1 protein-coding gene is annotated in these 1,646 nt (G+C 54.6%); it reads right to left on the minus strand.

Translation table 11 applies throughout. The features are described from left to right. Positions 1-56 precede the first annotated feature (56 nt). Positions 57-1,391: an IS110 family RNA-guided transposase gene (locus Q6A48_RS25865; protein WP_304557308.1), complete on the minus strand. Its 1,335-nt coding sequence runs from the start codon at positions 1,389-1,391 to the stop codon at positions 57-59. Positions 1,392-1,646 lie beyond the last annotated feature (255 nt).

Raw genomic sequence — 1,646 nt, forward strand, 5'->3', positions numbered from 1 at the left:
CCCAGCGGGAGCAAGCTCTCATCAAACAAATTACAACCCATTGTTTTTAATGCTTTTTAAGCAGCATCGATCAACCTCATTCCCAGCTTAGTAGCTTTGCGTTGCAAGGCTCTGAGCTGGCGATTACGACTTTGTGCCTCAAACTCCTCCATACCTTTCTCCACATAAGGCTGTCCTTTGATGAGCATGGCGTAGATCAATCGTGCTAATTGATGGGCGGTGGCCTTGATCGCGCAGGACGTATCCATGCGGGCCAGCCGGGCGCGGTGACTGGCGCCGATGAAGCTTTTGTCGTTGCGGGCGCTGGAAGCGGCCTGCTTGAGCGCTTGTGCCGCCCGGTTAAAGATCTTCGGGACTTGACCCGGTAGCAACTTGCCCCCTGATATTCGAGTGGGAGGCGCTACCCCCAGCCAGGAACTGAAATGTTGTTCAGTCGGAAAACGCGACAAATCAGGTCCGACTTCACTCGCCAGAACCAAGGCAGATTCAATTCCTATGGTGGGAATCGCAGTCAAATCCACGCCCATGATTTTCACCAGGGCCTGATGCAGGCAGGCTTGTTCATCTGCCGAGCGATGAGGGCTGCGCAGTGGCTTGGTGGGTTGCACGGGTTTATCGGTCAGCACCGGGAGTCGACCCAGTGCCTGAACGATGGCCTGATCACACTCGGCAATTTGTTTTTCCAGAAAATCATGGGCGGCTACTTCCTGAGCCAAGGCATGCAAATGCTCGATTCGCCAATTACCGTGCAGACTACGAGTGATGGTCTGATGATCGGCCTTGATGCGACCGTCTCGAAAGTTGGCTAGCACTTGAGGATCACGCTCACCACCGATGATGGCCTTGATAATTTTCATGCCTGTCACGCCGGCGATATTGCTGATGACATTGGCCAACTGGATGTTCATCTGGGTCAGGGCTTTTTGCATGCGATTGATGGTCTTGGCTTGGTCGCGCACCTTCATGGCACGTTGGCGAACCAACGAACGCATCGAGCAAATATCATCAGCGGGACGGAAAGCGCCCCTGAGTAAGCCGTGAGTCATGAGTTGCCAAATCCACTGGCAATCTAGAACATCAGATTTACGACCCGTTATCTGACGTGTAGCGCGGGAATTGACCAGATAGACCTCGAAACCTCTCGAATCCAGAAGCTCGAACAAAGGTATCCAATAAACGCCTGTGGCTTCCATCGCCACGACCTTGATTTTCAGCGATTCCAGCCACTCGGCCAGTTTCACCAAATCCTCGGTAAAGGTTGAAAAGCTGCGAACCGGCTTATCGCTTTGATCGGGATTGACGCCAACCCAGTGCTCACGGCTGCCAATATCGATACCCGCACAATGGGGGTGAATCACTTCAAATCGTTTCTGCTGCTTCTTGCGCGCCATGACAATTCCTCGCAGGATTGAACGGCGCGCGGGGAGCACGGTGGCGAACGGATTCACTCTCTCATACGTGGTCACAGCTTGCTGTGCCTACAACGACTCCACGCCGATACCGTGCGGACCACTCTCCCTCTCGGGTGCTGGCACACCAGTGATAACTGCGGTCTCTGTCCCCGCGCGCACCTCAATCTTAAGTCGGACACTTGTTTGCTGCGCGACAGCGCAGCGTCGAAGACGCGGCGGCCACTCCCTCGCCAC

Source organism: Pseudomonas citrullilanati, assembly GCF_030580855.1.
In the GTDB taxonomy this organism is placed as follows: domain Bacteria; phylum Pseudomonadota; class Gammaproteobacteria; order Pseudomonadales; family Pseudomonadaceae; genus Aquipseudomonas; species Aquipseudomonas citrulli.